Annotated in this window: 25 protein-coding genes; 10 read left to right on the forward strand and 15 right to left on the reverse strand. The window is 45.7% G+C overall.

Going from position 1 to position 21,318, the window contains the following annotated elements:
- Positions 1-5: 5 nt before the first annotated feature.
- The gene (locus N179_RS05385) at positions 6-914 is read right to left on the reverse strand and encodes a helix-turn-helix transcriptional regulator (RefSeq protein ID WP_075642451.1); all 909 of its coding nucleotides are present in this window, start codon (positions 912-914) and stop codon (positions 6-8) included.
- A gap of 83 nt (positions 915-997) precedes the next feature.
- Here N179_RS05385 and N179_RS05390 point away from each other — a divergent pair, with 83 nt between their 5' ends.
- Positions 998-1,522 carry a dihydrofolate reductase family protein gene (locus N179_RS05390; protein ID WP_075642452.1) on the forward strand — a complete coding sequence of 175 codons (525 nt, stop codon included), beginning with the start codon at positions 998-1,000 and terminating at the stop codon, positions 1,520-1,522.
- A gap of 49 nt (positions 1,523-1,571) precedes the next feature.
- Here the strand turns inward: N179_RS05390 and N179_RS05395 are convergent, their stop codons facing one another.
- The 3 genes from N179_RS05395 to N179_RS05405 are packed head-to-tail and all read right to left on the reverse strand — an operon-like array spanning position 1,572 to position 3,540.
- Entirely contained in the window at positions 1,572-2,792 is a 1,221-nt protein-coding gene (locus tag N179_RS05395; protein ID WP_023468483.1) for a cation:proton antiporter, read from the reverse strand.
- 3 nt (positions 2,793-2,795) lie between these two features.
- Entirely contained in the window at positions 2,796-3,296 is a 501-nt protein-coding gene (locus N179_RS05400; protein WP_029341865.1) for a cation:proton antiporter regulatory subunit, read from the reverse strand.
- Positions 3,297-3,321: 25 nt separating this feature from the next.
- The gene (locus N179_RS05405) at positions 3,322-3,540 is read right to left on the reverse strand and encodes an AbrB/MazE/SpoVT family DNA-binding domain-containing protein (RefSeq protein WP_023468485.1); all 219 of its coding nucleotides are present in this window, start codon (positions 3,538-3,540) and stop codon (positions 3,322-3,324) included.
- Positions 3,541-3,791: 251 nt separating this feature from the next.
- Between N179_RS05405 and N179_RS05410 the strand changes: the two genes are divergently transcribed.
- Positions 3,792-4,097, forward strand: coding sequence for a hypothetical protein (locus tag N179_RS05410; RefSeq protein ID WP_075642453.1), 306 nt, complete (start codon positions 3,792-3,794; stop codon positions 4,095-4,097).
- Here N179_RS05410 and N179_RS05415 read toward each other — a convergent pair.
- Positions 4,080-4,703: a zinc dependent phospholipase C family protein gene (locus N179_RS05415; protein ID WP_075642454.1), complete on the reverse strand. Its 624-nt coding sequence runs from the start codon at positions 4,701-4,703 to the stop codon at positions 4,080-4,082. The two genes, N179_RS05410 and N179_RS05415, sit on opposite strands and share 18 nt — an antisense overlap.
- A 3-nt stretch (positions 4,704-4,706) precedes the next feature.
- Positions 4,707-5,276: a GNAT family N-acetyltransferase gene (locus N179_RS05420; RefSeq protein WP_075642455.1), complete on the reverse strand. Its 570-nt coding sequence runs from the start codon at positions 5,274-5,276 to the stop codon at positions 4,707-4,709.
- 131 nt (positions 5,277-5,407) lie between these two features.
- On the opposite strand from N179_RS05420, the gene N179_RS05425 reads away from it, so the two are divergent.
- Positions 5,408-6,619: an MFS transporter gene (locus N179_RS05425; protein WP_075642456.1), complete on the forward strand. Its 1,212-nt coding sequence runs from the start codon at positions 5,408-5,410 to the stop codon at positions 6,617-6,619.
- 17 nt (positions 6,620-6,636) lie between these two features.
- On the opposite strand, the gene N179_RS05430 is transcribed toward N179_RS05425, so the two are convergent.
- The 3 genes from N179_RS05430 to N179_RS05440 all read right to left on the reverse strand — a co-directional run bounded on the left by N179_RS05430 (position 6,637) and on the right by N179_RS05440 (position 10,674).
- Positions 6,637-7,194: a ribonuclease FAU-1 family protein gene (locus N179_RS05430; protein WP_055968364.1), complete on the reverse strand. Its 558-nt coding sequence runs from the start codon at positions 7,192-7,194 to the stop codon at positions 6,637-6,639.
- Positions 7,195-7,299: 105 nt separating this feature from the next.
- Positions 7,300-8,757, reverse strand: coding sequence for a 6-phospho-beta-glucosidase BglA (gene bglA, locus N179_RS05435; protein ID WP_075642457.1), 1,458 nt, complete (start codon positions 8,755-8,757; stop codon positions 7,300-7,302).
- Between the two features lie 24 nt (positions 8,758-8,781).
- Positions 8,782-10,674 carry a beta-glucoside-specific PTS transporter subunit IIABC gene (locus N179_RS05440; RefSeq protein WP_075642458.1) on the reverse strand — a complete coding sequence of 631 codons (1,893 nt, stop codon included), beginning with the start codon at positions 10,672-10,674 and terminating at the stop codon, positions 8,782-8,784.
- Between the two features lie 163 nt (positions 10,675-10,837).
- Here N179_RS05440 and N179_RS05445 point away from each other — a divergent pair, with 163 nt between their 5' ends.
- A complete protein-coding gene (locus N179_RS05445; protein ID WP_075642459.1) occupies positions 10,838-11,548 on the forward strand; it encodes a GntR family transcriptional regulator in 711 nt (236 codons plus the stop codon).
- An 18-nt stretch (positions 11,549-11,566) separates the two neighbouring features.
- A complete protein-coding gene (locus tag N179_RS05450; RefSeq protein ID WP_023468494.1) occupies positions 11,567-12,022 on the forward strand; it encodes a hypothetical protein in 456 nt (151 codons plus the stop codon).
- 92 nt (positions 12,023-12,114) lie between these two features.
- Here the strand turns inward: N179_RS05450 and N179_RS05455 are convergent, their stop codons facing one another.
- Entirely contained in the window at positions 12,115-12,456 is a 342-nt protein-coding gene (locus N179_RS05455; RefSeq protein ID WP_075642460.1) for a hypothetical protein, read from the reverse strand.
- 322 nt (positions 12,457-12,778) lie between these two features.
- Between N179_RS05455 and N179_RS05460 the strand changes: the two genes are divergently transcribed.
- Positions 12,779-14,164 carry an MFS transporter gene (locus N179_RS05460; RefSeq protein ID WP_023468496.1) on the forward strand — a complete coding sequence of 462 codons (1,386 nt, stop codon included), beginning with the start codon at positions 12,779-12,781 and terminating at the stop codon, positions 14,162-14,164.
- 42 nt (positions 14,165-14,206) lie between these two features.
- Here the strand turns inward: N179_RS05460 and N179_RS05465 are convergent, their stop codons facing one another.
- Genes N179_RS05465 through N179_RS05475 form a run of 3 tightly spaced genes read right to left on the reverse strand, consistent with a single transcriptional unit; the run spans position 14,207 to position 16,139 of the window.
- A complete protein-coding gene (locus N179_RS05465; protein ID WP_058713245.1) occupies positions 14,207-14,839 on the reverse strand; it encodes an HAD hydrolase-like protein in 633 nt (210 codons plus the stop codon).
- The gene (locus N179_RS05470; protein ID WP_075642461.1) at positions 14,836-15,330 is read right to left on the reverse strand and encodes an AAA family ATPase; all 495 of its coding nucleotides are present in this window, start codon (positions 15,328-15,330) and stop codon (positions 14,836-14,838) included. The genes N179_RS05465 and N179_RS05470 overlap by 4 nt, the downstream gene beginning before the upstream one ends.
- Entirely contained in the window at positions 15,327-16,139 is an 813-nt protein-coding gene (locus tag N179_RS05475) for an MBL fold metallo-hydrolase (RefSeq protein ID WP_075642462.1), read from the reverse strand. The genes N179_RS05470 and N179_RS05475 overlap by 4 nt, the downstream gene beginning before the upstream one ends.
- 127 nt (positions 16,140-16,266) lie before the next feature.
- On the opposite strand from N179_RS05475, the gene N179_RS05480 reads away from it, so the two are divergent.
- On the forward strand, positions 16,267-16,650 hold the full coding sequence (locus tag N179_RS05480) for a VOC family protein (protein WP_235515895.1): 384 nt from the start codon (positions 16,267-16,269) through the stop codon (positions 16,648-16,650).
- Between the two features lie 44 nt (positions 16,651-16,694).
- Here the strand turns inward: N179_RS05480 and N179_RS05485 are convergent, their stop codons facing one another.
- Both N179_RS05485 and N179_RS05490 read right to left on the reverse strand, forming a co-directional pair.
- Positions 16,695-17,123: a hypothetical protein gene (locus N179_RS05485; protein WP_075642463.1), complete on the reverse strand. Its 429-nt coding sequence runs from the start codon at positions 17,121-17,123 to the stop codon at positions 16,695-16,697.
- A gap of 327 nt (positions 17,124-17,450) precedes the next feature.
- Positions 17,451-17,852 carry an RrF2 family transcriptional regulator gene (locus tag N179_RS05490; protein WP_047394819.1) on the reverse strand — a complete coding sequence of 134 codons (402 nt, stop codon included), beginning with the start codon at positions 17,850-17,852 and terminating at the stop codon, positions 17,451-17,453.
- Positions 17,853-18,143: 291 nt separating this feature from the next.
- Between N179_RS05490 and N179_RS05495 the strand changes: the two genes are divergently transcribed.
- The 3 genes from N179_RS05495 to N179_RS05505 are packed head-to-tail and all read left to right on the forward strand — an operon-like array spanning position 18,144 to position 21,318.
- The gene (locus N179_RS05495; protein ID WP_075642464.1) at positions 18,144-20,459 is read left to right on the forward strand and encodes a HAMP domain-containing sensor histidine kinase; all 2,316 of its coding nucleotides are present in this window, start codon (positions 18,144-18,146) and stop codon (positions 20,457-20,459) included.
- Positions 20,449-20,754, forward strand: a complete 306-nt coding sequence (locus N179_RS05500; RefSeq protein WP_075642465.1) for a hypothetical protein — start codon at positions 20,449-20,451, stop codon at positions 20,752-20,754. The genes N179_RS05495 and N179_RS05500 overlap by 11 nt, the downstream gene beginning before the upstream one ends.
- A gap of 12 nt (positions 20,755-20,766) precedes the next feature.
- On the forward strand, positions 20,767-21,318 hold the full coding sequence (locus N179_RS05505; RefSeq protein WP_075642466.1) for a cysteine hydrolase family protein: 552 nt from the start codon (positions 20,767-20,769) through the stop codon (positions 21,316-21,318).

The raw sequence follows: 21,318 nt of genomic DNA on the forward strand, positions 1-21,318 counted from the left end.
TTTAATCAATCCTGTCCGAGCGCCTTATCGAATCGTTGCACAGCAATCATTTCTGCTGCTTGACGAATCAACTGCTCCCGGAGTTCGAGTGGTTCAAGGACTCGCACTTCCGGACCGAGCCGCATCAATTGGCGTCCGAGATACGGCAGTTCGGTTTCCGGAACCAACCATGTTCGTTCCGACTGAATCGGTAAAATCCCCTCTAGCAACCGTTCGCCTAATGGTGATACTTCCAGTTTTACCGTCGTCATCGGTACACGTGTCATGTCTTGTTCCAAATCTGAAAAGGTTAACTCGGTTGCTGGCAACTCATGAAGCGTCACGTCTTTGATCCGATCAACACGGAACTGGCGATACCCTCGATTCGTCTGTCCATAGAAGTACCAGCGTTCCTGTTCGAACGATAAACCAATCGGATCTACGACGATCATGCGTCGTCCTTTTGTCGTCTCATAGAGAATATTCCCCATCCGTCCGCTCTCTAACAAGTCGAGTAACGCAGGATTTTGCGGCGACGGTGGTGTATCGACAGCTTGAAAGCGAAAGCGGTCTTTCCATTTTACGATCTGTTGCTCCGTCATCTTCGGTAACTCGTTCGCATAGCGTTCAGCGACTTCCTGACGAATCGTTCCGAATGGAAAATCAGGAATCTGACTAATCCATTCCAGAAGGATGAAGAAGACAATCGTCTCTTCATCCGTCAAAACGAGTGGCGGCATGTTCCGATGTGGCAACATCCGGTACCCCCCTGCTACGCCAGGTTCGCTATAGATTGGATAACCATTTGCTTCAAGTACCGTCATGTCTCGTTGAATCGTCCGGATCGACACCTGACATTCTTCCGCGAGCATCCGTGCAGAGAAGTGTTCGCCCCGGTTTAACAAGCGTACTAAACGCCATTGTCTCGTATTCATACAGTTCCTCCTATAATGACGACATCTTTTGTCGTCATTATACGCTAAGATGAAGTCACACGATGCAAAAGGAGGAATTATGGATGTCACAACCTACGACCGTTCTTTATATCGCTTGTAGTCTTGACGGGAAAATTGCCAGACTCGATGGTTCACTTGATTGGTTATTTGCCGTTGCCGGAGACGGGGATAATGGTTATCAAGCGTTCTATGATCAAGTCGGTGCCGTCATCATGGGACGAAAAACATATGATGAAGTCCTACAACTCAGCGAGACATACCCTTACGCAGATATTCCGAGTTATATCTATAGCCGGACGCAACGAACGTCTGAGACGGTCACCTATACGGATGAACCGCTCGATCAACTGCTCGACCGGATTTCGCCAACGATCGAAGGTAACGTTTGGCTGATCGGTGGTGGCGAGTTGATTCAAGAAGCGTTGCGCTTAAAGCGCATCCGCTCGATTGAACTGGCGATCGCCCCTGTCATCCTTGGAACAGGTATCCCGCTGTTTCCGGAAGGAACGAATGAAACGAATCTTCGTTTGACAGCGAGTCGCCATTCGGGACAATTCCTGATGGCGACGTATGAAGTCTTGACTTAAACAACAACAACCGGTTCGGGAAAGCGAACCGGTTGTTCGTTTATATCAGTCAGGCATTTTTCTTCGTCTTTTTCGCTTTTGGTTCCGTCCACTTGAAGATTTTATTCATGACGTTGTAAATCCGTTTTGATTCCTTCGTCATCAACGGTCCGAGAATGGCGAGAATCAAGACGTATAAAGCAGAGAATGGTGACAAGATGTCCATCAACCCACCAGCGATTCCGAGATTCGCGACGATGATCGAGAATTCCCCACGCGAGACAATCGTCAAGCCGATGTTCGAGGATGCTTTGTGTGACAAGCCTGCTTTACGCCCCGCAATCATACCGGCCACGTAGTTCCCGATGATCGTGATGACGACGGCACCGAGTGCGAGCCAGACGGCGTCAAGTAACATCGTCGGATCGATGCTCAATCCGAAACTGAAGAAGAAGATCGCACCGAAGAAATCACGGAATGGTACGACGAGATGTTCGATCCGCTCACCTTGGTCGGTTTCTGAGAAGACGAGGCCGAGTAACAACGCCCCGATTGCTTCTGCAACATGAATCGTTTCCGAGAATCCGGCGATGAAGAACAAGGCAGCAAAGACGACGATGATGAAGACTTCATCCGAGGCGATCTTCAGCATCTTATTCAAAAGCGGTGTTGCCTTCCGAGCGACGATGAAGAACAACAACATATAGCCGAGGGCGATCAAGATCGATGTGAGGGATGCGAGTAATGTCGTCCCACCACCGAGAAGCAGTCCCGATAAGACCGACAAGTAGACAGCGAGGAAAATGTCCTCGAACATGATGATTCCAAGAATCAATTCCGTCTCCGTGTTACCAGTCCGGCGGAGATCAACGAGTACTTTCGCCACGATCGCACTCGAGGAGATCGTAATGATTCCGGCGATGACGAGTACTTCATAGAGTGGGAATCCGGCGATGAATCCATAGAGTAAACCACCTGTAAAGTTAATCGATAAATAGATCGTTCCGCTCGTGACGATCGATTTTCCAGACCGGATCAACTTACCGATCGAGAACTCGAGTCCGAGATAGAACAAGAGGAATAGGACGCCAATTCGTCCGAGGAAACTGATGAACTCAGCACTTTCAATGAACTTGAAGTCTAGTATCCCGATTGTCGGAGCGTGCGGTCCAACAATCATCCCGAGAATGATTAGAAACGGGATGATCGAGAAATTGAGTCTGTTCGCGAGCACTGCCGCGATTGCCACTAAGATAAGCGCGGTACCGACTTCAAATATGAGATGATCCATATATTATCCGCCTCCTTCGATTGAGAATAATGCTTTCGTGATGTGACGGATGTTTTGACGCTCTCCAGATAAAACGATCGTATCACCGGCTTCAAGGCGTGTATCCGGTCCTGGATTGAGCGATTTTGAACGGTCATGCTTGAGCACCGCAATGATTGAAATATCGTAATGGTTACGGACATCGAGTTCACCGATCGTTCGATTGTTGACCTTTGAATCTTGACCGACTTTGAACCACTCGATGACGAGATCATCAAACGCCAGTTCGATTTTCTCAAGATCCTTCGGCTTATAGGATAATCCCCCGAGAATTCCTGCCATCTGACGAGCTTCTGCATCATTGAACGTCACGCTCGAGATGCTCTCATCAAAATCATCGTCATCATAATGATGCATTTCGCGTCGTCCGTCGTCATGGACGATGACGACCACCTTATCTCCTCGTGTCGTGATGCCTTCGAACTTCCGTCCGATTCCTGGTAAATCTACTTCGCGCATATCCATCTGTTATTTCCTCCTTTTTTTGTTTTTACAAATGATGATTTGCTTTGTGGATGAGTGTCTTGAACGTCTCATCGCTCAATATATCTTGAAGGTCATGCAGCTGTTTCAAATCCGCTTTCGCCATGATGACAAACCCGTCCTCCTCAATGAATGCCACGCGATCTCCTTCCTCCACTTGCAAGGCTTGCCGAATTTTTTTAGGGATGGTGATCTGTCCTTTTGACGTTAACTTTGATAGCTCCATCACGAACTTCCTTCTTTCTGTGTTTTTCTTGTATTCCTTACTTCCTTACTTTTCTTATTACCATCTTAGCATAGATTTAAACTTATTCCGAGTGTTTTGCTTTGAATTAAAATTAAAAAAACGATTTTCTTTTTGTTTAAGCTTATGTATATGAGTACTCTTGAAACAACTTACAATTGAATAAAGAAAAAACGCATCCTATTTTTTTAAGTGGATGCGTTCCTTATCAAATCGTTAATTGGAGGTATTTTATGTCGCAATTATTTTCAATTGCCTTTGTGATCTATATTATATTCTTGAACGTTGCAGCGATCTATCTTATCTATAAACGAATCGTACCAGCTGTAGTCGCCGGCTTAACAATTCTCTTCCTGATTCCAACCGTCAGTTGGACCGTCATGGTACTTTTTGTATTCGCTTTATTCGTTACACCAGTCATGGATTGGTTTGAAGGTTTAGAAAGTCTGATTAACCTGATGTGGATTGGTCTGCTGAACGGATGCTGCTACATATTATTCGGGATTGTCAAATGGGTCATTTCAATGATTCGGAGATGATTCTTTGGCCGGATTAATCTTTAGCCCTTTTTCACCTAGGTGATGGATGGACCGTTCAATCGCTGTTTCGATGTATCCGTCCAATTGATGCGGCAACAAGATATCATATTCTTGTGGCAGAACGGTTCGTTGGTCCTCTTCTACCTCGCCAACAAATTGTGGAAGTGCTTTCCACCTCGACTGTACACTCACTTCATGAAGCGCTCCGTTGATCGCTTGTTCATTCCAGTTCACGAACGGAGCGATGCGTGTATTGTACCGCCTAAAATCATCATGATACCTTGAACCGATCGAGGCGTCGGCTATGATTGCTTGTCGTAACCACCCCATATAAAAACCGCGTAACCAAATATCGTCCGCTATCAGATGGACGTAATAGCCACTTCGAAAAGATGGATCCCAAGACGTCGAGTCTCTCCAAAATGCTTCGTAGTCAATTGTTCGTGTCCCGCTCGCTAATTCACCCGTATAATAGTGGGCTTGCTCCTTCTCGTCATAGCGTGCATCAGGAGCGACCGCACCGAGAAGAAATCGAGCGGGGTCAAGTTCCGGTAATGACGTGATCAATCGTTGTCCGATGTAAGCATGCATCAGTCGTGAACCCATCTCTTACTTCCCTTCATAATCACTACGCGTGATCGCATAAATCTTTAAATCCCAGAAACGCTCTTTAACAAATAAAGCACTCCGCGAGATTCCTTCAAATGTCATACCGATTTTTTCCATGACACGAGCTGATCCATCATTCGCAACAAAACAACGGGCTTGAATGCGCTCGAGTCCGAGTGTCTCAAAACCGTACTGTACGAGACGCGCTGCTGCTTCCGGCATCAAACCCTTCCCCCAGTAATCGCGCGACAGCGCATAACCGAGTTCTGCTTGCTGTTGCTCAAACGAGACTTTGATGAAATCAATCGTTCCGATGACTCGTCCGTTCGCTTTGTCTTCAATCGCCCAAGGTGCCGGATTCCCTTGTTCGTATTGTCGAAGGATGTGCTCGACGAAATGCTCAGAGTCCGTGAGGCTTTTATGCGCATGCCAGCTGACATAACGCGCCGTCTCTTCATCTTTCGTGTAGGCATAGATATCTGCTGCATCTTCTGTGCGCACCGGTCGTAAACGGAGTCGCTCCGTTTCAAGTACAGTCAAAGCTTGATATAAATCGATGGTCGTTAACATGATTGAACCCTTCTTCCTTTGATTTTTTTCCAAGTATACCCACTCTTCCATAAAAAGTATAGAGATATACGAAAACGTTATCTGAATTTTCTGGTATACTATTGGAAAATGATGTAAGAAAGGATGCTGTCATGTCTTCTCGAGAACGAACCCTCTTAAGTGCGCTCGGTATTTCACAGTTTGGTGACTTCATTTATCTCGTTGCGATCAACGTATACATCTATCGCTTGACCGGCTCTGCGTCAGCCGTTGCTGCGCTTTGGATCATCAGTCCGGTCGTCTCTCTCGTCATCAAGTCGTTCGCGGGAAGTTGGGTCGACCGATCCGACTTACGTCAACTATTGATTCAGACTGATTTGTTGCGTGCTTTCTTAATCGGTATCATGCCATTTCTACCACTATCGTTGCTTTACATCGATTTGATCGCCTTAGCCATCATCAAAGCGGTCGTTGAACCGGCAACGTTGACCTACATCACGACGCTTGTTCCTCAAAACGATCGGGCGTCGTTTAATGCCTATCGTAGTCTGATCACGTCTGGTGCTTTTTTAATTGGTCCGGCTCTCGCTGGAGGACTGCTCTATGTTGCTTCTGCTGACATTGCCATTTGGCTCAATGCCTTCTCGTTTCTCGGATCAGCTGTCCTACTGATGCGCTTGCCGCGATTTACCGCTTCGGTCGAACGAGGGATGCGGCTGCAAGACATTATATCCGATTGGCGGCTTGTCTATCAGTTCAGCAAAAGCGCACGCTACGTGACCGGATTGTATATCCTCGCGATGCTGATGATGATCGCGACACTTGCGCTTGATACACAAGAAGTCGTCTTTTTACAGCGGAGCATCGGGTTATCGGAAACCGACTATGGTTTACTGATGAGTCTGACTGGGATTGGTTCCGTCGCCGGCAGCTGGGTCGTCGCCCGCTACGCTAAAACCCTCTCCATTCGGACGATGCTGACGATCGGCTATGTATTTGTCGCTGTCGGTTACATGCTGTATGCGAATGCGAATTCGTTTTCGATCGTCTGTACTGGTTTCTTGTTGCTCGGTAGTTTTCACGCATTTGCGGGAACCGGTTTCTTGACGTTCCAACAGACGAATATTCCACTCCACTTAATGGGACGCTTTACGAGTCTATACGGTGTCGGCGTCAGTCTGCTACAGATTCTAGCGATCGTCGCGATCGGTCTGCTCGGTGACATCTGGTCGATTCGTTTCAGTACGATTCTATTTGCCGGTCTCCTCGTGATCGTGACAATCTGTTTCCTTGGATTGGTTCTCCTCCCGCGCAAGCAACAGTATTTCGCAACGAACGAGATCAACGAAGAACGACATGCCTAAAAAAACAGGGAACCCCGTCAACGCGGTGTTCCCTGTTTGAGTTGCAATTCTAACCGTTCTTTCATTACTTCAACGTGTGCGACGAGCGGAAAAGTTCCGTCTTGTAGTTGTTTTTGCAGTTGTTTTGCTTCCGCTAAAGCGAGCGCGTATTCCGCTTCTGAGACGTCCCCTTGCTCCCGTGCTGCTTCCAGTTCGTCCACATCGACTAACAAGACTTCTCCCGATGGCAAAACGATCAGATCGAGAAACAGATCCTCCCAGTAGATACGTCCGTCTTCCACTCCAGTACGAAGACAGATATCGATATAGTTTTGTACCAACTGACCTGTGGCGTCAAACATCGAGGTCACGGCATGATGGGCATCGCTTGGGAATTGTTGTACCCAGACGTAACCAGCGTCAGCGATTCGAATCGTTTCGTCACCATATCGGACGTCTAACGGTGAAGTGACTTCAATCAGTTGAAGGAGTGTCACATGTCCTTTGAACACTTTGTTTTCTACTTGTTCATGAACATAGTGTCGTTGTGTGATGCGACGCCAGTCACGTCGATCGGCATAGCGTTTTTTAATCATTTACCGGTCCTCCGTTTTTTCCTTAGTGTGCCATACCCCACTTCTTTTTCATTCTAATTCTTTAAAAAAAGAGGCAACGGATTTTTTCCGTTACCCCTTACTTCATCATTTGGCCGTCTCTGAACCGTGTAACGCAGCACCATTCGTCTCGATGACGTGACGATACCAATCGAACGAATCCTTTTTCATCCGTTCCATCGATCCGTTACCCTCGTTATCCCGATCGACGTAGATCATGCCGTAGCGTTTTTTCATCTCCCCTGTCGTAAAGGAGACGATGTCGATGACGCCCCACGGCGTGTAACCGATCAATTCGATTCCATCTTCGAGTACAGCTGCTTTGAATGCTTCGATATGCGCACGCAAGTAATTAATTCGCGCAGTGTCATGAATCTGACCATCCTCGATCGTATCGATTGCACCAAAGCCGTTTTCGACGATGAACAACGGAATCTGGTAACGATCGTATAGACGATTCATCGCATAGCGCAGACCAACCGGATCAATCGCCCAACCCCAATCACTCGACTGGATGTATGGGTTCTCAACGCCTTTCGCGAGACCACCGTTGACGATATTTCCCGTGTTATTGACGACAGCATCATGTTTGACGGTCGTCGACATATAGTAACTGAATCCAAGATAGTCGACTGTTCCGTTTCGTAAGATTTCTGCGTCACCGTCTAGGATCGGAATATCATACCCTTCCCGTTTGAACTCATTTAACGCATAAGACGGGTAGTAGCCGCGGACTTGGACGTCCGGGAAGAAATAGCGCTGACGCATCGATGTTTCAGCGAGCAGAATATCTTCCGGGTGCGATGAGTACGGATAGATCGGTACGTGTGAGACCATTGCTCCGATTTCGAAGTCCGGGTTGATCGCTTTCCCTTTCGCGACGGCAAGTGCACTCGCGAGCAACTCGTGGTGACCCGTTTGATACATGACTTCCATCGCGTTCTCTTCCGGATCAAGGAGGACACCGGAATTCGTCCAGAGGAATAATGGATTGCTGACATCCATCTTGTTGTTGATTTCATTGAATGTCATCCAGTACTTGACCTTGTCTTTGTAACGTGTGAAACAGACTTCCGCGAATTTTTCGAAGAACAGCGCTACTTTCCGGTTGCGGAATCCACCGTATTCACGTGCGAGGTGGAGTGGCATCTCAAAGTGCGACAGTGTGATGATCGGTTCGATGCCGTATTTCAGTAATTCGTCGAAGACGTCATCATAGAACTTCAGTCCTTCTTCGTTCGGTTCTGTCTCGTCCCCGTTCGGGAAAATCCGACTCCAACCGATTGACGTCCGGAGACACTTTAGTCCCATCTCAGCAAACAGGGCGATGTCCTCTTTATAACGGTGATAAAAATCAATCGCCTCGTGATTCGGATAAAATTCATTCTCCTCTACCTGATCCGTGATACGTCGTGCAACGCCGTGCGCCCCTGCCGTCAATACATCGACGACGCTCGGTCCTTTTCCACCAGCGTTCCAGCCGCCTTCGAATTGATGCGCTGCTAACGCACCGCCCCATAAGAAATCGTTTGGTAATGTCTTCATCTTCATGTCCTCCTTCTATTTCTCTTACTTGATGATTGTCAAGATCTGTGTGTTTGCCGTCGTGACCGTCTCGTCCGTCGGTAGGATTTGCGCATAACTCTGCGTGTTCGTGATAATGATTGGCGTGATCGTCTCAAGTCCATGCGCTTCAATCGCTGTCGCATCAAACGTTACGAGTAGATCGCCTGTCGTCACGGATTCGCCTTCTTTGACGTGAAGCGTAAACGGTTTACCGTCGAGCGTCACGGTCTCAAGACCGACATGGATCAAGACTTCGACACCACTCGTCGAGCGTAATCCGATCGCGTGACCTGACGGGGCGACCATGACGACGGTACCGTCAAACGGAGCCGTGACCCGGTTGTTCGTCGGACGAATCGCTACCCCTTGTCCCATCGCACCGGAAGCAAAGACAGGATCCGGTACATCTGATAAAGCAACGATTTTTCCTTCAAGTGGTGCGCGAAGCGTCTCTTCGTTTGTCAGAGTTGCGCTGACTTCCTGTTTTGCAACTGGTGTCGCTGTACTTTCAGGTGCTACGACCGGAGCAGCCTGCTCCCCGAAGCCGAACACTTGAATCAAGACGATCGGTAGAATCAAGGCAATCGCCGTTCCGATCAATAAGCCGATGATCGACGATGGATAGTCGGAGTCGATACCGTTGACGAGCGTCAATGGTCCCGGTAATCCGGCGTAAGCAAAGTAATATGGTTTAAAGAAACTCGCCGTGACAGCGCCGATTGCTCCCGAGATACAGCCATAGATGAACGGTTTCTTAAAGCGGAGCGTCACCCCATAGATAGCCGGTTCCGTGATACCGAAGATACCTGTCAGTCCGGCTGAAACCCCGACTTTTTTCGTTTCTTTGTTGCGTGCTTTCAAGATGACTCCGATGACGGCACCGATTTGAGCGATGACGGCAATCGTTTGGTAGGCCTGGAACGAGTCGCGACCATATTGTTCGAAGTTTGCGAGCACCATCGGCGTGACACCCCAGTGGACACCGAAGATAACGATGACTTGCCAGAAGCCACCGATGATGAGACCAGCAACCGCAGGAGCATTCTCTGCTAAGTAGTTATACCCGTTTGCGATCCCCTCTGCACCAAGTGTTGTGATCGGTCCGATCAAGAGAATCGTAAGCGGCACCATCAACACCATGCTGAAGAACGGGACGAACAACGGACGGACGACTTCATGGATCGTCTTGTTCAAGAATCGCTCGACATAAGACAGGATCCAGACGAGGAATAATGGCGGTAAGACCGATGACGTATACGTCGTCCCGGATAATGCGATTCCTAAAAACGTGATGGATTCACCAGCCGTGATGCGTGCTGCGATATCTGCCCATGTTGGACTGACCAGTGCCGCACTACAGGCGACCGCAATGAAGGCATTGACCTTAAAATGATTTGCTGCCGTGATGGCAATGAAAATCGGCAAGAACGTAAACGGTGCCCATGAGATGAAGCTGAAGACTTCATAAGTACCTGTCTTCGCGAATGCCGGAAAAGCGAGCGTCGTCAAAATCAAAGTTCCCTGCAGAATCCCCGCTGCAGCTAAGATGTAGACAAACGGTGCAAAGACCGCTGACATCGTCGCAATGATTCGGTTGAGAACCGTCCCTTTCGGTGCTTCTTCCGTTTCCGGTTGTTCCAAATCGACAAGCTTCAAAAATTCTTGATGAACTTCCCCGACGTGTTGACCAATGACGACTTGAAACTGCCCGCCAGACTCAACGACCGTAATGACGCCAGGTAGTGCACTGACTGTTTCCTTAGCTGACGAATCCGATCGTTTCAAAACAAGACGAAGTCGTGTGGCACATCGGACGGCGCTGATGACGTTGTCTTCACCCCCGACAGCTTCTAAAATCGAATGCGCCAATTGTTGATAATCGCGAACCTTGCCCATATCGTGTACCTCCCCTGAATATGACGCTTGAATACCCTTTCATTTTAATTGTACATGCACAATTAATCAATACATAAATAATTTAATTTAACATGTTATTAATCAACAGAAGGCTTATGCTATACTAAAGAAAGAAAAAGTTCGCAAGAAAAGAAGGTGTCCTATGCTGAAATACCAACAGACGGCTGATGAAATCGAACGGTACATAGAACAACATGAGTTGAAACAAGGGGACAAACTACCGATTCTTGAAGAGTTGATCCGGCAGTTCGCCGTCAGTAAGACGACGATGACAAAATCACTTGAGTTACTCGAACGAAAAGGAATCATTTTTCAAGTCCGCGGAAGCGGGATTTTTGTCCGGAAGACGAATCGCACCGGCTACATTCGTCTGTTCTCGACCCAAGGATTCAAGCAGAATCTCGTCGGTCATACGATTGAGTCGACCGTTCTTGCACTCGAACCAATGTCTGCAACGAATAACATCGCGAAGAATCTCGGGATAGAGGCAGGTGAGACGGTTTATTACGTTAAGCGAATCCGCTACATCGACGGCAAGATCCTCTGTCTCGAAGAGTCTTACTATCGCCAATCAATCGTTCCGTACTTAAATCGTGAAATCGTCGAGCAGTCGATCTTCGAATACTTAGAGACGGCACTCCAATTGAATATTGGGTTCTCGGATATGTACATGCACGTCGGGAAGTTAAGCGCTGAGTCGGCTCGTCATCTGGATCTCACCGAGGGCGATCCTGGATTAACGATCGAGACAGTATTTCATTTGACGAACGGTCGTCCGTTCGACTATTCCGTCATCACATACCATTATGAACATTCGCATTTCGTCGTTCAGGCGAATGGACTATATTTATGAAGAACGGAGCTAAATCAAATGAATCGTGAACTCATTCTGTATTACGGAATGCTTATACTCGGAATCATTACACTTTTTGGTGGCATCTTCTTTACGATTGATACATGGAAAGACTCGACAGAAACATTTAAAGACAAACTTCAGTTCATCTTCATCACGTTACTTGGATTTGGACTACTTTACTGGACGGTCCCTAGCCTATCGCAAATCGTCTTCAAGGACTACGCTGTCATCAAAGGTGACTGTTATGTAGAGGAAAACTCAGGAAAGACACAATCCATGTCTATTATTTTCGACTCAACCGAAGATTATGAGGATTTTACCTTTCAAGATTATCCGGAATTAGGAGCGTACGGAGAAGACGTGCCCTATTTCTGTCGCGTCATTTCAACAAAGAACCATCGATTTCCGATTTCCTATAAAATTTACGATTCTAAGACACATAAACAACTCTCCTCTTCCGAAGATGATTAAAACAAAAAGGATTGCATGAGCTTATGCCCATGCAATCCTTTTGAAGTGCTTACAGTAATGAGACAAGCCAATCGTTGTCTCATTTCATTGTGTTATAACCGAATCTTTTCTTTACTCGAATTTTCGAGATACAGTTCCCCATCAAACGTCGTCAAGGCAATCACTTTCCCGTCTTTTTCATACCACGCCGTTGCGCCTTCACGATCGAATTCTTTCCAACCGGCTTGGCGAATCCGAGTCCCATAGAGTAAACCCGGTCCGTCAGTTTCCGAGACTAGACGGGTTTTGATTTTCCACTCGCCTTGTTTTTCAACTGCCGTAGCAAATCGCGGCAACGGAAAACCGGATACTTTTGATTCTTGAAATCCAGCATACCAACTACCGATGACTACAATGAGCCCAAGACATACAATGGCGATCCATTTCTTCTTCATAAGTATTCTCCTTTTACTTTCCATCTTCATTTTAAAATTACCAAAAAATAGTTTAACTTCCCTCATCCTAAAGGCGGATTACTGATTTTTTAGTTGTGAGAACATATGAAAATTGTTTCGAATTTATGAAAACATCCAAAAAATTTTCAATTTTTTTCATAAAAAATGCACACCCCTGTTCGTCCTTAGAGTAGCAACGGTTTGACAACTCCCGGCACAGAGCCATTTTCAGTCGTTTTCAAGTGGTTAAGCGCATTAGCAACTTGACTTCATTTCCTGCTATGGTACGATACGAACTTATTAAAGGGAGTGAACAGAACTTATGAAATTCAGAAAAGAAAAAGTCAATGTCGTTGACATGCAGCAAACCAAAAAAAGTGTCTACGCGACCGGAATTGGGAATGCGATGGAATGGTTCGATTTTGGTCTTTATTCCTATCTCGCAATCATCATCAGTCAAAACTTCTTTAGCGCTGTTGAAAATGATGAACTAAAGCTCGTCTTTACGTTTGCGACCTTTGCGATCGCTTTTTTAATGCGACCAATCGGCGGAATCGTCTTTGGACGCATTGGAGATCGACTCGGGCGGAAGGTCGTCCTAACGACGACAATCGTTATGATGGCTGGTTCGACGCTCATCATTGGACTATTACCGACCTATGATCAAATCGGAATTTGGGCACCGATTCTGTTATTGTTAGCCCGGATCTTACAAGGATTCTCGACTGGCGGTGAATATGCCGGCGCAATGGTCTACATCGCTGAGTCATCACCAGATAACAAACGAAGTGCTCTCGGAAGTGGACTTGAAATCGGTACACTCGGTGGATATATTCTCGCCTCATTACTTGCTACAACACTTTTCGTCACCTTATCGGATGATCAAATGGCATCTTGGGGATGGCGGATTCCCTTCATTCTTGGGGCACCACTCGGTTTATTTGGTCTCTATTTACGTCGCCACTTGGATGAATCACCGATCTTCGAAAATGAGATCAATGAAAATACAGAAGAACCCGCGACATTCCGCGAAATCCTGCGTGACCACAAACGTGATATCATCGTTTGTTTCATCGCTGTCGCCTTCTTCAACATTACGAACTACATGCTCTTGTCCTACATGCCATCGTACCTCGATGAAGTCATCGGCATGTCAAGTTCGACAAGCACGATTCTCATCACCGGTGTCATGGTGATCATGATTCCGCTCGCTTACTTCTTCGGGAAGCTTAGTGACAAAAAAGGCAATCGCAATATCGTTCTTTTTGCGTTAGCCGGACTATCGTTGCTTTCAATCCTGTCGTTCTTCTTGATTGGTCTTAAACCACTCTTGTTCGTCGGGATCGGAATCTTCATCCTTGGCTTCTTCTTGGCGATCTTTGAAGGAACGATGCCAAGTCTTCTACCGAGTATCTTCTATACGGATGTCCGTTACCGGACGCTATCCGTGACGTTCAACGTCTCGGTCTCAATCTTCGGTGGAACGACGCCACTCGTTTCGACGTGGCTCGTCCATACGACACAAAACCCGCTCGCTCCTGCTTTCTATCTAACAGCAGTCAGCGTCATCGGCTTCGTCACGTTCTTCTTCTTCTTTAAGAATACAGCTGGTAAGGCACTGAAAGGGTCGCATCCGACTGTATCGAGTGAAAAAGAAGTCGCGTCGATTGCGAAGAAACCAGACGACGCCCTCTGGTGGGCAGAATAATTGCTATAAGTAAGAGCCGTCTTCCGCAGAAGACGGCTCTTTTTAGTAGACAGCACTCAACTCTTTTACGACGCGGTCCGCGACTGCGAGTTCCTGCTCTTGCGCAAAATCGAACTGACAACCGATCGCAGCGAGTCCGTTCGCATGCGCCGCTTTGAAATCAGATAAGCGGTCACCGACAACGTAGCCTGACGAGATGTCGTGCGTCTTACAAATCTCCCGTACGAGTGATGATTTATCACCGAAACGGATGTCTTCGATACTATAGACATGATCGATATAGGCTTCGAGTCCATACGTCGTCACGATCGCTGACAAGTAGGATGGCCACCCATTACTGGCGATATAGACGGAGTGATCCGCTTGTTTTAAACGACTTAGCAATTCGACCGTTCCCGGATATAGGCAACCATGCCCCGCCTTGACTGCCTGCTCTATGCTACGTCGAAACTTTTGATCCGCAGCCTGTTGGTCTGTGGCTGAAAAGTCCGGTAGTAACGTCTGCCAGACTTCCGGTAACGAGACGCCCATGATCTGCTGATAGAGGGCGACTGGCGTCTCTCCCTCCCAGCGCCCCGTCTGACGCAACTCATGAAAGACATCTTCTAGCGCATGCGCAAGCACGGCATTCGTTTGAAACAACGTTCCATCCATGTCAAAAATGTAGTGTGTCATTCGCTCTCCCCTTTTTGCTGTTGTTTTATTTTCTGAATCATGGCTTCTATCGATGTATCCTCAGCAATCAGACGATCCGTCGGGCGGTGATCCCGATCAATCCACCAGCGTTTCATATCCGTCTCAGAAAACTCCGTCGGCTGGCGCATCGCATGGCGACGAATGGTTTCTTCGAAGGAGACGTCAAAATAATACGCCGCGTACCGTGACGTAAAGCGACGTTCCAACCGGTCAATCATCTCACCGTACCAGTCCTGTGCAAGAATGCCTTCCAGCAGAATCGTCGCGTGGCGTCCGTCAGCAAGTCCGACCAACTCCTCGATCCAGCGAATCGCCGGATTTCCTGGTCCATCTTTTACGTTCAACATCTCTCTGCGGATAACATCTTGTGAAAACAAGATGCTATCCGGTAAAACCGATCGTAACCCTTTGGCAAGCGTCGTTTTTCCACTACCAGAATTCCCGCGAATGACGATCAAGCGCGACTTCATGTCGTGAACCAGTCCCCGTTCAAGGCAGCAATGTACCGCTCTGCAGAGCGCGCTACTGCTTCAGACGCACCGGTTTCGATTTTCCGATGAAAGGCGTCATATAATTTTTCAAATTGCAGCGGACGTAACGTTTCTGCCATTCGCGCGACCGTCTTTGCCGGAAGCGGAATCACATTCGGATAGCTGTACATGAAACTGACCCATGCCCGATCGGCAACGATCCGAATGATGTCCCCTGTCAACAATAGACCCGCTGATGCGTCTTTTCGTTCACAGATGACTGCTCCTTTGAAGTGACCACCGACGCGATGTAACATCACATCTTCTGCCAATTCCAAGCGTTCACCACTCCAGAAGACGATGCGTTCGCTTGGTCGCGTAACGAACGATGCATCATCTTCATGAATATAGATCGGCACGTCAAAAGTCTCCGCCCATTCGACTTGTGTCGCGTAATAATGCGGATGTGATAAAGCAATCGCCTGAATTCCGCCTAATTTTTCAAGTTGCTCTTTCGTTGTTGAATCAAGATATGTAATGCAGTCCCATAACAGGTTGAACGATTTTCCTTGGACAAGATATGCCGTCTGACCGATACCGAACGCCGGTGTCGTCTGAATCGCATAGACGCCTGCTCCGTCGTCACTAATGACGTTTTGATACGTTCCTGACGTTTGCATGGCAGCGAGCGTCGTCCACGTTTGACCAGTTGGATTGACATACTGTCGTTCCTCTAAGCAAATCGGACACGTTTCGCGCTCTGGATTGATTTGTTCGACGCCACACGTCGTACAGATGATGGTTTCCATCTCATCATTCCTTTCCCATTCGTAAATGATTTTCCTGATATATCATACCATATTCCATTTATAGGGATTGAAGGAATTAAGAGGCGTTTACCGAAAGAAACATGTATGAAAAAAGGAGGAGATGCTCATGTCAATTTCGACCCACCTTATTGCGCCCCGCTTGAATGCTGTCTTTTTGCATGTTCAGGATGTGAAACGTGCCGCCGCTTGGTATCACCAGTTACTGCAGTTGCCGTTGGATGTGTCGCGTGTCTCGTCACCTGTTTACAATCTCCCACTCGAAGGTCCAACGAGTTTGACGCTCGATGATCATTCGAATGACGCAACGTACCAACATCACCCTTCACCACATGCTTTATTTAATTTTTATACAACAGATATTGATGCATCTTATCAGTTTGTGTTGTCGTTACAGGCTCCCATCATCCGTGACATCGAGCGTTTCGATGATTTTGCTTACTTTACGTTTGCAGATCCCGACGGCAACGTCTTGATGCTCTGTACAGGGTAAGACAAAAGCAGGGCGAACCACTGATGTGGCTCGCCCTGCTTTGTTTAATAAGACGTTCGATCATCATTTATGACGCTTTGAAAACGTTCTGTGAACCGATTGATCGCCTCTTCAGTATCAAGAATGCCAGAAAACCAGATCTTTTTGTCTTCCGAAAATATAAGATGTAATGAACCTTCTATTGTAGACTCCACTTTAAGTGTAGCAATCGTATCTGACTTCAATAATGTCTTTTGTGATAGAGTGACCAGTTCATTCGTCAACGTTTCGCGTGTATCTTCTGACGTTTTTTCCTGAAGAAGATCAACTGTTTTATGAAGCAATACGGCTTTTGAGACACGCGATAAATTCAACTCACGAATTTCAAAAATGTAGGCATCCTCACATTCATGATGACGCTGGACGATAAATCGTGGAGAATGCACTAAGTGTTGAATGAAGTGAACGAACATTTCGATGGTCATTTCGGACATACCGAAACCCTCCCTTTTACGTGGATCAATGGACGAATGCCTTTAATCCTTTATCTGAATGGACAGTAAGAGTCCTGTATGAAATCAAGCAGGTAAATTGGAAATATCCCCTCCTTCCTGTAAAGTTATACCACAAAAACAAGTACAAAGTGTACATGTTTTTGTTTCAAAATTAAGATTCGAATAGCGTCCGAATCTTGTTTATAGTAACATAAAAGATACTAGTTTTAATCATAATTAACATGATGATCTGATAAAAATCTGAATGACTGGAATATGTACACGGATAAAGAGTCAGAGATCATCTACCCCTCTCTGACTCTTTCTTCAGTCGTTCATCGTCGGCGCGATTAAATCTTGTAACGTGTATGCCTGCAACGCGTCCGTAAAGGACATGAATGCTTGATCGAACGCTTGACGTGTGTTTTGCAAACTACCATTTTTATTGGGAACGGTCACATTTTCAAGATAGGATACTTCTTCAAATAAATGAACGATTTCTCCTAACGTAATCGTCTCTGGCGATTTCGCTAATTTGAATCCACCATTACGACCTTGTACGGAAATGATGAGACCAAACTTGCTCAATGAATGGACAATCTTCATCAAATGATTTTTAGAAATATCATAATGGGTTGCCACTTCTTGAATTTGTACGAGCCGATTCGGATGCGACGCTGCGAAAATAAGCACACGAATGGCATAGTCCGTAGAGCGAGTCATCTTCATCCATTTCACCTTCTTTTTCTTTCCTTTATATAAACATAGTACAGAAGCTTACTCATTTTCACAATCAATAGTATGGCTTGAAGTGTCATTTCGAGTGATTTTGCACATATGTATATCGTTTATCTTAAAGGAAATGAAGTGTCAAAATCTAGGGATTTTTTCGGAAAGAGGCAAAATGATATTTTAATCGATGAAGCAATTCAAGCAGAATGTTTAATGTCTATGATAAGATTTCTTTAAACATGTATTTTTATCGTTTGTTTATATATCTTTTTAGAAAGAGGTCTAGTCATGAAGTGGCTTTCATCAAGTATGTTTCATCGATTTTATATCCTATTGTTTTCGAATTTCTTGATTTTTGCAAGCATCGGCGTCTTAACATTTTACTTTGCTCAAAAAGAGCTGGAGCAACACCGAACTTCATCACAGAAGATCACATCACAAAAAACGCAAGCTCGCACACTATGGAATGAAGCACAACAAGTCAATCTTCAAGTCCAACAAATCGACTTTAATGATCAAACCGATCTTAAGCAGGTCAATCAGCGGTTGGAACGCTTACAACAACACGTTCAATCATTTAGTCAACGTTATTCAGATCCAGCGGATGAACGCTTTACACATCAACTCGTTCAATTTGCAAGATTGTTAGAACTGGAACTGACGTTACAAGTACTCACGGATAATCAAAAGCTGGTTCAACAATCTGACTCCGCTATCAATGACTATTTTCGATTGATTCATAATGAAGAGCGAAAAGCACAACAATCACTACAACAAAGAACCGTTGAAGTTTTACGCTACGCCTTTGGTGTGATGATCATTGCTTTTTGCCTTCTCAGTTACTTGATTTTAAGATTTGTGCGGTCTTTTCGAACGGACTTACTTGACCTCGTCGATCAAACGAAACACCCTGACCGATTGGAGCAGAACGATTTTCAGAACCGTCACGACGAGATTGGTACACTTGGGCGATCGATGCAACAAATGACGACGTTGCTCGCCTTTGAGCACCAGCAAACGCAAGCTGTCAATTCACAACTCCAAGAGTCTTTCTATCAACAAAAAATAATTGAGCGACAACTTCAATTTCAAAACCAGTTAGCTACTCAAATTTTACGTCATCAATCAATGTCAGGTCTTCACACGTGGCTACAGGCAATCGGTAGTCATTTTCGGGCGACGCATATCTTTTTTTCACCACAGTCGGAAAGTTTTGAAGCTGTCCATATCGCACTATCAGACGAACCGACTTATGACCAAGAACGGCTAGAGTTAGAAGCCAAGACCGAGCTAGATACATCAATCCATCTAATTGAGGAAGAACAATTGACGTTGTGTGCTCTCCCATTACACAGTCCGTCAAAATTCATTGGTACATTGACTTTACAATTTCATCATCGTTTCACCGAGACTATCGCACTTCAGAAAACGACACATTTATTGAATATCGGGTTGATGCGGTTGCTTGATGACATCCGTATAAAAGATCACCATCAATTAATTCAACGCATTTTAAATGGTCTTCGAGAAGCTATATTGTTCGTCGATGTGACGAACACAAATATTTTTACGAATCATATGTTCCATCAATTGTTCCCGAACTGGTCACCATCTGAAAAACAATCTGAAAACTTAGCATTCGTTATCGAAGCCTTCGAACCGTTGATTCTCGAAACAGATGCGTTGTATGCATATGTCGAACAAATCAAAGCAGGCTTCGAGCATGCAACAGTCGTTCCTGCTCAGGATTTCTCAATGCCAGACGATCGTCACGTACGACTTTACACAGAATTTTTGCCAGATCGTCAAGGTATTTTATTTGTTTTTCGAGAACGTACTATTGAAGTCAATCATGCTAAAAAAGAGCAGAACTTCATTTCGGTTTTATCTCATGAGCTACGAACGCCGCTTGCCTCCATTGAAGGGTTTAGTGAACTGATGTTACACCGGACATTGTCTCCTTCAAAGCAGCGCAAATACTTAGAGACCGTGCGAAGTGAGACGCAGCGACTCAGCCAATTATTAACCGAATTCCTAGATTATCAGCGACTTAGTCATCAAAAAGAATCCTATCAGTTAGAAAGATTTTGCATCGAACATCTGCTCATTGAGTTAACCGAGTGGTTGAACGTTTCGACATCGACACATCATTTACAAATCCAAAGCGACGGTCCTTGTCTGATCACGGCTGACCAAGAAAAAATCCGGAGAGTCTTATTAAACATCTTGAATAATGCGATAAAATATTCTCCCGTTGATTCAAATATCCAAGTCTCGCTAGCGTGCTGTGAATCTGAAATCGTCATCACCATTAGCGATGACGGATATGGTATCCCAACTCAAGATCTTCCCTATCTGTTTGATCCCTATTATCGCGTCGAACAGGCAGACCACCTCCAAGTTCAAGGCACAGGTCTCGGTTTACCGATTTGTAAGGAGATCATTGAGGCGCATGGCGGACGTATCACCGTTCATTCAGAAATCGGAAAGGGATCCGACTTTTTTATCCGTTTACCTCGTGATGAAGAGTGGAACACAACCAATAACATGTATGAGAACAGTATGAATAATCTACAACTAGGAAGTGAAGAACGTGGAAGCTGATTTAAATCAAATCGTTCGCTGTTTAAATCAAGATTTTAAACAGCAAAAAACTGTCTTCAGTGCAATGGCACTGAAAGAGACCAACCCCTGCATCGTCTTGATGGAAGATCACCGCAAAAGACGGCTGTATGACGCTTTATATCAATATCCTGATTTCATCGCAGAGTTGGAATCCCTCATTTATCGTTGTTTAATTGATGTCCGGGGAGCCCGTGAATCAGCCTCCCCTTCTGAGATTTTTATCTCTAAAGCCCAGCTCTATTCGCCTTATCATTATTTAATCACTTTTTTATGAGAGGAGTCCGCCATGACTGTTCAAGAAAATACAGCATTGTTGATTATTGATGTTATCAATAAGATGGATTTTGAAGGAGCCGAGCAGTTATTGCAACAAACGCTCCCTGTCCTTGAACCACTCTCAAAATTAAAACAACATTGTAAACGTCAAAACATCCCGGTGATTTACGTCAATGACAATTTTGGTCTGTGGCAGGAAAATGTTAATCAGATCATTGATGAGTGTCGCGGTGGTCTTGGCGATGTCCTCATTGAAACAATGCACCCAGAAGAGAACGATTACTTTATCATCAAGCCAAAACATTCAGGTTTTTTCGGGACCCAACTTGATATTTTATTGAAGCATTTGGATGTCTCACGTCTTATCATCACTGGTTTAACAACGGATATGTGTATCTTATTTACAGCTAATGATGCCTACATGCGAGAATATGCCATTCACGTCCCTGAAGACTGTACGGCAGCAGAAACTGCCGTTGCTAAAGATCATGCTCTAGAAATTCTCAGTTCGACATTATCTCTTGACTGCTCCTCAAGTTCACGCCTATTGAAGGAGGATTAA

It is taken from the genome of Exiguobacterium indicum HHS 31, assembly GCF_001939065.1.
Lineage (GTDB): Bacteria > Bacillota > Bacilli > Exiguobacteriales > Exiguobacteriaceae > Exiguobacterium_A > Exiguobacterium_A indicum.